The organism is Cyanobium sp. BA20m-p-22 (assembly GCF_024346275.1).
GTDB lineage: Bacteria > Cyanobacteriota > Cyanobacteriia > PCC-6307 > Cyanobiaceae > Cyanobium_A.
The window spans coordinates 1-8,728 of record NZ_JAGQCQ010000148.1 but is presented as its reverse complement, the minus strand read 5'-3'; the positions used below and the strand labels follow the sequence as shown (position 1 = coordinate 8,728).

General features: G+C 66.9%; 10 protein-coding genes. 4 read left to right on the top strand and 6 right to left on the bottom strand.

The annotated features are described in order from the left end of the window. Positions 1 to 219 precede the first annotated feature (219 nt). Positions 220 to 873, top strand: coding sequence for a hypothetical protein (locus KBZ15_RS13015; RefSeq protein WP_255015619.1), 654 nt, complete (start codon positions 220 to 222; stop codon positions 871 to 873). Positions 874 to 932: 59 nt separating this feature from the next. Here the strand turns inward: KBZ15_RS13015 and KBZ15_RS13010 are convergent, their stop codons facing one another. The 4 genes from KBZ15_RS13010 to KBZ15_RS12995 are packed head-to-tail and all read right to left on the bottom strand — an operon-like array spanning position 933 to position 4,523. Beyond that, positions 933 to 1,886 carry a UPF0104 family protein gene (locus KBZ15_RS13010; protein ID WP_255015618.1) on the bottom strand — a complete coding sequence of 318 codons (954 nt, stop codon included), beginning with the start codon at positions 1,884 to 1,886 and terminating at the stop codon, positions 933 to 935. Positions 1,887 to 1,918: 32 nt separating this feature from the next. Then, on the bottom strand, positions 1,919 to 3,130 hold the full coding sequence (locus KBZ15_RS13005; protein ID WP_255015621.1) for a LarC family nickel insertion protein: 1,212 nt from the start codon (positions 3,128 to 3,130) through the stop codon (positions 1,919 to 1,921). Further along, positions 3,127 to 3,771, bottom strand: coding sequence for a hypothetical protein (locus tag KBZ15_RS13000; protein ID WP_255015617.1), 645 nt, complete (start codon positions 3,769 to 3,771; stop codon positions 3,127 to 3,129). The genes KBZ15_RS13005 and KBZ15_RS13000 overlap by 4 nt, the downstream gene beginning before the upstream one ends. A gap of 23 nt (positions 3,772 to 3,794) precedes the next feature. Further along, entirely contained in the window at positions 3,795 to 4,523 is a 729-nt protein-coding gene (locus KBZ15_RS12995; RefSeq protein WP_255015616.1) for a hypothetical protein, read from the bottom strand. An 84-nt stretch (positions 4,524 to 4,607) separates the two neighbouring features. On the opposite strand from KBZ15_RS12995, the gene KBZ15_RS12990 reads away from it, so the two are divergent. Continuing rightward, on the top strand, positions 4,608 to 5,423 hold the full coding sequence (locus tag KBZ15_RS12990; RefSeq protein ID WP_255015615.1) for a hypothetical protein: 816 nt from the start codon (positions 4,608 to 4,610) through the stop codon (positions 5,421 to 5,423). Here the strand turns inward: KBZ15_RS12990 and KBZ15_RS12985 are convergent. Further along, entirely contained in the window at positions 5,377 to 5,718 is a 342-nt protein-coding gene (locus KBZ15_RS12985; RefSeq protein WP_255015614.1) for a hypothetical protein, read from the bottom strand. The genes KBZ15_RS12990 and KBZ15_RS12985 overlap by 47 nt on opposite strands. A 56-nt stretch (positions 5,719 to 5,774) precedes the next feature. Here KBZ15_RS12985 and xth point away from each other — a divergent pair, with 56 nt between their 5' ends. Beyond that, positions 5,775 to 6,608, top strand: coding sequence for an exodeoxyribonuclease III (xth, locus tag KBZ15_RS12980; protein ID WP_255015613.1), 834 nt, complete (start codon positions 5,775 to 5,777; stop codon positions 6,606 to 6,608). 19 nt (positions 6,609 to 6,627) lie between these two features. On the opposite strand, the gene KBZ15_RS12975 is transcribed toward xth, so the two are convergent. After that, positions 6,628 to 8,100: an FAD-linked oxidase C-terminal domain-containing protein gene (locus KBZ15_RS12975; RefSeq protein ID WP_255015612.1), complete on the bottom strand. Its 1,473-nt coding sequence runs from the start codon at positions 8,098 to 8,100 to the stop codon at positions 6,628 to 6,630. Between the two features lie 185 nt (positions 8,101 to 8,285). Between KBZ15_RS12975 and KBZ15_RS12970 the strand changes: the two genes are divergently transcribed. After that, a partial coding sequence (locus KBZ15_RS12970; RefSeq protein ID WP_255015620.1) for an aminotransferase class III-fold pyridoxal phosphate-dependent enzyme occupies positions 8,286 to 8,728 on the top strand: 443 nt, incomplete at its 3' end.

Here is an 8,728-nt window from a genome sequence, read left to right as displayed (position 1 = left end):
GCAAAAGCGCAGGAGTTGGGCTCCCATGCTCACGCCGGCCAAGTGCTGTTGGCCAGAATATTTTACATTGACGTCAAGTCTCCACATATTTAAACATGCGAGCGACGATGAATGGGTCTAAAGTGTTGGAAGTGAAGGCAAAATCCTGCAATGTCTGTTAAACGCAAGTTTGGCCTACTTGGCGCCCTCTTGATCTGCAGCACGGCCCTGGTCGTTCCCGTGCAGGCCGAAACCGTAGCCAGAGCCAATGGCCGATGCCAGCTCAAAGAAAATAGTTATGCAGCCTATAACGGCTACTGCACGGTGAAACAAAAGCAAAATGGAGGAACCACCATTTTTGTTGTCGATCTGGAGAATGGAAATCGGTTCCGGTTCTCAGGGCCAAGCCGGCAACAACTGCATGTAGAAACCCCTTCAGGGATTGAGCAGAATGTGCTGTATGAAGACCAGGGCAACATGGGTCGCTTCACCTGGAACGATGGCCGCTTGACCCATCAACTGGCGGTGAAAACAGACACGGTCACCAACCCAAATGCCCAGTTTGAGGATCACCACAGCAGCTCCACCGGAGCCACAGTGGCCGGAGCTGCCGTCGGTGCCTTGATCGGAGCCCTGCTGTCTGGCGGCAAGCACAGCAACGGACCCACAGGGGCCGAGGGTCAGCCCGTGCCGGAGCTTCAAAATCTGGTCGGAGGTGATCCCGGCTATGTCGAGAGCCGTCTGACCTCGTCTGGATACACCTACATCCAATCCAGCCCAAGGGAAAACGGCATGGACTCCTTCTGGAAGCGCGGGGACAGCTGCGTGGACGTGCGCAACATTCTGAATCGCTACCAGTCCTTCACCTACGCCAATCCGTCCCGTTGCCGCTGAGGTGAACACGGGGCGTAGTGCAGTTAAACGGGCACAACGTGCCGATTGACAGTTCCTGGCTAAGGCCGCGGCCCATCCAGCCTGGCCGTGAGCGCCGCCAGCAGGTCGGCGAGCGTCACCACCAGCCGGTAGCTGATCGCAATCGCCAGTAGCGGCGCCTCGGGAATGGCAAAGCCGAGGCGTAGCAGCAGCGCAGCTTCGAATACTCCCAGGCCACCGGGGGCACCGGGCACCACCAGGCCGGCGGTCCAGGCCAGGGCAAAGCCCGCCAGCCAGCCGCCCCAGCTGAGGCTGTAGGAAAGATCAAAGGACTGCACGCAGCAGGCGAAGCCGCCAAAGCGCAGCAGCACAAACAGGAGCTGGCCCAGCAGCGGCGGCCACGGATAGCCACGGATCGGCGGGGCAGCGGCCGCCTCGACCTCCAGCCCCAGCTCCGAGGCCTTGCGGCGCTCCAGCCGGCCCAGCAGGGGGTTGAGCCAGCGGGGCCAGAGCAAGGCCAAAGGCAGCACGCCGAGCAGGGCCAGGCCGTTCTGCCAGCCACCGGCGGCCACCAGGGCCAGGGCCGCCACGGCCGCCAGCAGGGGATCGAGCAGCACCGCCGCCAGGGCCAGGCCAGCGGAGGCCGGCACGGCCAGAGGGGCCTCTCCACCTCGCAGCAGCTGCACCCGGCTGGTGAGATGCCAGATGCCCCCAGGCAGGAACTTGCGCAGGTTGGTTTCGAGATAGGCACGCACCAGCTCGCTCCAGCGGGGGCGCAGGCCCAGCCAACGCAGAATCACGGCCAAGGAAAAGCCGTTGGCTACCAGGCTCAGCAGGCTGACGCCTACCCCCAGCAGCAGCCACAGCCAACCCTGGCCATCCAAGCTGAGCTGGAGCAGCTGGCGGCCATGGCCCACCAGGGCGGCCAGCAGGAAACCGAAGCTCAGCAGGCTGATCCACAGCTTCAGGCCACCGGGCAGGCCCATCCCCCCAGCCCGGATGCGCTGGAGCAGGGCTTGGATCGCGGGCGGCATGCTCAAGGCTGGGAGGGTCACTGCTGGGAGGCTCACGGCTGGGAGGGGGGCAACTCGGCGTCCAACTGGGCCCGCTGCACAACGGCCCGCACCTGATCGATCCCCAGTTTGTGCTGGCGCGCCAGGGCGACCAGGTCGTCGTGTTCCGCTTTGCTGCGCCAGCGGCCATCGGCCAGCTGGGCCTGCTTGAGCCGCACCGGCCCCAGGGGCGTGGCCAGCTCCAGGCTGCGGCGGGGCAGCAGCCAACGGTTCTGGGGCTGCTCCCGCAGTCCCAGGGTGGTGCTGTGCCGCCACCACACCGCACGCAACGCCCCAGCCTGCTCCGGAGGCAGCAGGGCAGTGAGCAGCTGGCCAGGGCGTCCTTTCTTCATGGCGATTGGCTGGCTGAACACCTCCCAGGCCCCCGCCCGCCGCAGCTCCTCGCTCAAGAAGGCCAGATCCTCGGCCGTGGCGTCGTCGATCTGGGCCTGCTGCACCAGCAAGGTCTGCTGGGCTGCGGACTCGCCAGCATGCGCCTGGGCCAGGGTGAGCCGCAGCAGGTTGGGGCGATCCAGGCTGCGGGAACCCAGGCCCACCCCTACCTGGCAGGGCACATGGGTGGGGTGGAGAGCGAAGCGGCTCGCCCAGCAGGCCACCAGCGCCAATCCCGTAGGGGTGGTGAGTTCCCCGGCGGGGAATCCCTGCGCCGTGGCCAGGGGGATCGCCCGCAGACGCGCCAGCTCCAGCACCGCTGGCGCCGGCAGGGGCAGGCTGCCGTGGGCCGTTGCCACCACGCCATGGCCCGCCGGCGGCGGCGTGCAGACCAGCTCCTCGACGCCGAAGTGGAGCAGGCCCGCACACACCCCCACCACGTCCACCAGGGCATCGAGGGCGCCCACCTCGTGGAAGTGCACCTGCTCAGGGCTATGGCCGTGGACTGCGGCCTCCGCCTGGGCCAGCAGGCCAAACACCTCCAGCACCCGCTGCTTCAGCGGCTCGGGCCAGGGGACTTCCTGCAGCTGGCGGCGCAGCTCCCCCCAGCGGCGATGGGCCGGCTGGGGCTCCAGGCTGGTGACAGCCAGATGCAGGCCGCGCAGGCCGCCGCTGCGGCGCTCCTCCAGCTCCAGTCGGTAGGCCCCGGCCAAACCGAGGGCCGCCAGCGGGGCATGGATCTCCGCCTCAGGCAGGCCGAGATCAAACAGGGCAGCCAGCAGCATGTTGCCTGCCAGGCCCGTAGCTGCATCGAGCAGGGCCAGCACCTTCAGGCCCCAACAGCCTGGGGGCGGCCCAGGCGGGGGGCTGCTGCCAGCAGGGTTTCGGCCTGGGCCTGGAGCTCATCCTGGCAGCTGCGCAGGTGCTGCTCCACCTCGCGCCGCGCCCGGCGCTGCTCCCGCTGGGCGGTGTCCACATCGTGGCCGGAGAGGCCCCAGAGCCGGCCCAGCAGGGCCCGATCGTCGCTGCCGCCGACGCTCTGGCCATAGATCAGCTGTTCGGCCACCATGCCCGCCTGCAGCACCCGACTCCAGCGGCGCAGCTCTTCTGGGGGCAACTTGGCGTGGGCCGGGGGCTCCAGCTCGGTGCTGCCACTGGTGTTCAGCCCCGCCCTCAGGCAAGCAAGGGAACCCACCAGCACCTGGCGCACCGCCATCGCCTCCTGCCGTGCCACCAGCACGTGACCAGCTTCGTGAATGGCAATCCTGCGCAACCGCAGCTGGCCGCCTGGCAGGGCCTCGGCCAGCACATGGCCGCCACGCCCACCGAAACGGGCCGCATCGAGGGTGAGGCTGCCCAGTCCCAGGGCCACCACCAGGGTGATCCACCAGGGCGAGAGACCCAGGGCCGGCCCCAGAATCGCCGCCAGACTCACCAGGGCAACTGCCAGGCCAGCCGCCAGCGGTTGGCTCATGATCGCCGCCCCCGGCCGCCCACCTAGGTAGCCGGCCGACTGACGGCACTGCCCAGGTGCCCACCCTTTTGAGCGGAAGCAGTTTGAGCAGAAGCAGCCGGGCGTCCCTTGCCTGCCTTGGCTGCCTTGCCTCCCTTGGCGGAGGCTCCATCCCGACGGCCCTTGCCACCCCGGGTGCCGCGTTGGGCAACCGGACCAATCACCTCGAAGCTTTCCAGCTGCAGGAACTGGTCCGTGCGGCGCAGGTTGAGGGCGACGAAGTGGCGCAGGTGCTCGAGGGGCACCTCACCCTTGAGTTGCAATTTGAAGGGCACCGGGCGGCTGCCATCGGGGCGGGGCATCACACGCACCTTCACCACCAGGTCGCCGGTTTCGGGGCGGGTGTAGATCAGCTCACCTCGCACCGAGAAATAGTCGTCCCCCTCTGGCAGGGCATCGGTTGAGGAACCAGCTTCCTGGTCTGGAGCGAGGGTGCTTGGCTCCCACACACCCACCATCTGCAGATGCAAACCCCCGTCCTCCCGGGAGCGGGGATAGACCACCCAGAGGTGGGGCTCCTCCAGGTTGAGGTGACGCCGCATCAGAGTGAGCAGGCGGCCCAGAACCACCGCCTCGAGCTCGGCGCCCTCTGCAGTGCGGATGATCCCCCGGGTGAGCTGCTCCGCGTCTGTGGGCACATAGACACCTCGCACTACGCCTATGGCCCGGTACTGGGTGGGCTCGGTGACCGGAGCGATGGGATGTTCACGCATGGGTGGAGTTTAGGTGGCCCCGGTTAAGGCGGTAGGTGCAAACAGGGCGGGGCAGACTGGCTGGCAATACCAACCCCTGCGCCCATGCCGCCCGCTGCCAACCGCTCCGGGATCTGGAAGGGAATCGCCGCGGCCGCCTTGGGGCTGACTTGCATAGCTGGCGGCTGGTGGCTGGGCCAGCTGCAGAACGGCGCGGACAACACGGATCAAGCGCGGCTCTCCCTGGAGCGGCAGGCCTCCGCTCTGCAACAGCAGCTCAACCTGGGCCAAGCCAGCCCGGCCGACCAGCAGCGGCTACTGGAGCTGCTGGTCGGCCTGGATCGCAAGCCTGAGGCCACGGTTTTGCTTGAACGGCTGGCCGATCAGCAACCCCAAAAGTGGCCCCTGAGGCTGCTGCTGGCCGAACTGCGGCGCGACCAACAGGATCGCAGCGGCGCCGAAAGAGAGCTGCGCCAGTTGCTCAACCTGCGCCCGGACCAGATCGAGGGCCTGCAGCTGCTGGCCCTGCTCCAACTTGAAACCGGCCGCAGCGCCCAGGCCCAGAAGCAGCTCGAAGCAGCCCTGAGCCGGGCCAGCAAGCCCCAGCTCAAACCCCAGGCCCTGGCCATCGGCCTCCTGCTGGCCAACGTGCTGCAGAAAAGTGGTCGGCCCGCCCAGGCGGATTCAGTACTGCTGAAGCTCGCCGCCGACTTCCCGACGGATCAGCGGCCCCTGCTGGCCCGCGCCCTGCTGCAACAGGAAGGGGGCAACCCCAAAGGGGCCCAACAATCCCTGGCCCAGGCGCGCAGCCGCAGGCCAGGGCCCAGCGATCCTCGCCTGGATCAGGTGGCCGCAGAGTGGGGGCTGGCCCCTCTCAGGGGGACTTCACCGTCGCAGCCGGGGAAGCAGATTGGGAATTGAAATCCTTGAGCGCCGCATCAACAGCGTCACCCGGCTGGGTGGCGTCGTCGAGGGAGTTGGCCTTGCGCAACTTATTCATCAATTCGATCGGATTGGCCGAGTCCATTAGCGATCCGCTCCGGGTGGGTCCGGTTCCGTAATCGAGCTCCCTTTCCTGCTGGGGGCTGCTGATCGTCTGGCCGTAGCCCTTCTGCTGGGCCCTGGCCGGCGCTCCCCCCGCCGCCATCCCGGCAAGCAGGACAGCACCGCTGAGGGCCATCAAGATTCTGGGGCTGGCCAGGGCAATTGCAGGCATGGTGATTTCGGTCCAGCTTGCGCAGATACTCAGCCTAGTTGCTTCCTCCACAGGCCATGCGGATCGCCACCTGGAACGTCAACTCCGTGCGCACCCGCCTCGACCAGGTGCTGGCCTGGCTGCAGCAGGAACGGCCCGAGGTGCTCTGCCTGCAGGAAACCAAGGTGACCGATGAGCTGTTTCCCCTGGAGGCCTTCGAGGGCCTGGGCTACGCCATGGCGATCAGCGGCCAGAAGGCCTACAACGGCGTCGCCATCCTCAGCCGCCTGCCCCTCGAAGACGTGCAGATCGGCTTTGACGCCCTGCTGCCCCACGACCCGGAATCGCCTGGCCTGAGTGAGCAGAAACGGGTGATCAGTGCCCTCATTGACGGCATCCGGGTGCTGAACCTCTACGTGCCCAACGGCAGTTCCCTCAAGAGCGAGAAGTACCCCTACAAACTTGAGTGGCTGGCCTGCCTGGGCCGCTACCTGGAAATTCAGGCCCAGCAGGGCGATCCCCTTTGCATGGTGGGCGACTTCAACATCGGTCTGGAAAGCCGCGACCTCCCCGATCCCGAGCGCCTCACTGGCGGCATCATGGCCAGCCCGGCCGAGCGCGAAGCCCTCAAGGCCGCCCTGGGCGAACGGCTCAGCGATGTGTTCAGGGTGTTCGAGCCCGCCAGTGGCCACTGGAGCTGGTGGGACTACCGCAGCGGGGCATGGGACAGGGATCGGGGCTGGCGCATCGACCACATCTACCTCTGCCAAGAGCTGCTCGACTGCGCCACCGGCTGCGTGATCCACAAGGCCACCCGGGGCAACGAGCAACCCAGCGACCATGCGCCGGTGGTGGTGAACCTGGTGTGGCCTCCAGCCCAGGACGAGAACGGGCCCGAAGAGGACTTCTGAAAATGGTGTTTGTTGCGAGCTAAAACACCACCGCACCGTCAGGCAGGGGCTTGCCCTGCTGCCGGAGGACGGTTTGGCGCCGCGCCGATTCGCCGCAACTGCTGGGCGTGGGGAAGATCTTGCCGGGATTGGCCAGGCCGCAGGGATCAAAGGCCTTGCGCACCAGCTGCATCGTGGCCAGGTCGTCGGGGCCGTACATCCAGTCGAGGTAACAGCGCTTGTCGGAACCGACGCCGTGCTCGCCGGTGATGCTGCCGCCCACATCCACGCACAGCCTCAATATGGCCGCGCCCAGGGCCTGTACCCGCTCCTGCACGCCCGGCTCCCTGGCGGAATAGAGGATCAGGGGATGGAGATTGCCGTCACCGGCATGGAACACGTTGGCCACCGGCATGCCGTGGCTGGCGCTGAGCTCTTCGATCGCAGCCAGCACCCGGGGCAGGCTGCTGCGCGGCACCACCCCATCCTGCAGGTAGTAGTTGGGGAAGCGGCGACCAAGGGCGGAAATGGCCGACTTGCGGCCCTTCCAGAGCAGGTTTCGTTCCTGTTCATCGGTGGCCTGCCGCATCGTGCGCGCCCCCGCTTGCTGGCAGAGAGCACTGACGAGCTCCACCGAGGCGGACACCTCCCGCTCCTGGCCATCCAGCTCGATCAGCAGCAGCGCCGCCGCATCGCGGGGGTATTCATCCACCCCGAAATAGTCATCCACCGCCTCGATTGTGAGGCGATCCATCATCTCCATGCCGGAGGGCAGCACCCCGGCCGCTGTGACCAGCCGTACCGCCTCCCCTGCCGCCTCCATCGAGCTGAAATCAGCCAGCAACACCGCCACGCTCTGGGGCGCCCGCAACAGCCGCAGGGTGATCGCCGTGGCGATGCCGAGGGTGCCCTCACTGCCGATGAAGGCGCCGCGCAGGTCGAGCTCGGCGGTTTCCTCGAGCTCACTGCCGAGCGTGGTCACCGTGCCGTCGGGCAGCACCACCTCCATGCCAAGCACATGGTTACTGGTGACGCCGTACTTGAGGCAGTGCACCCCGCCGGAGTTTTCAGCCACGTTGCCGCCGATGCTGCAGGCCACCTGGCTGGAGGGGTCTGGGGCGTAATAGAAACCATCACCAGCCACCGCCCGGGTCACCCAGCTGTTGATCACGCCGGGCTGCACGGTGATGCGGCGATTCTCCAGATCCACCGCCAGCACCTGGCGCATGCGGCTGGTGACGATCACCAGGGCATCGGTTTCGGCCACCGCTCCGCCGGAGAGCCCCGTGCCGCTGCCCCGGGCCACAAACGGCACCTCCAGCTCGTGGCACAAGCGCACCACGGCGGCCACCTGCTCCGTGCTCTCAGGCAACACCACCAAACGGGGCTGGTGGCGTTTCAGGGTGAGCCCATCGCAGTCGTAGGCCAACAACTCCTGGCGGGCCGACACCACGGCAGGGGCTGGCAACAACCGCCGCAGTTGCCGCTCCAACTCTGGCCAGTTGACGCCCAAAGCACCCGTGGCATTCCCGCTGAACTTACCGGAATCGACAGGGTCCGGTTTTGAGTCAGGATGGAAGACGGTTTTCTACCTCTGCGGATTCCGCTTTGACCTCGGCTGCCACCTCCGCTCCGGCTTCGGGTTCTGCCCTGAACACCACCCGTTCCCAGGAGATCTTCCACGCCGCCCAAACCCTGATGCCCGGTGGCGTCAGCTCCCCGGTGCGGGCGTTCAAGTCGGTCGGCGGCCAGCCGATCGTGTTCGACCGGGTCAAGGGCGCCTACGCCTGGGACGTGGACGGCAACCGCTACATCGATTACATCGGCAGCTGGGGGCCCGCCATCTGCGGCCATGCCCACCCCGAAGTGATCGCCGCCCTGCACGAGGCCGTTGACAAGGGCACCAGCTTCGGTGCCCCCTGTGCCCTCGAAAACACCCTCGCCGAGATGGTGATCGAAGCGGTGCCATCCATTGAGATGGTGCGCTTCGTCAATTCGGGCACCGAGGCCTGCATGTCTGTGCTGCGCCTGATGCGGGCCTTCACCGGCCGCGAAAAGATCATCAAGTTTGAAGGCTGCTACCACGGCCACGCCGACATGTTTCTGGTGAAGGCTGGCTCCGGGGTGGCCACCCTGGGGCT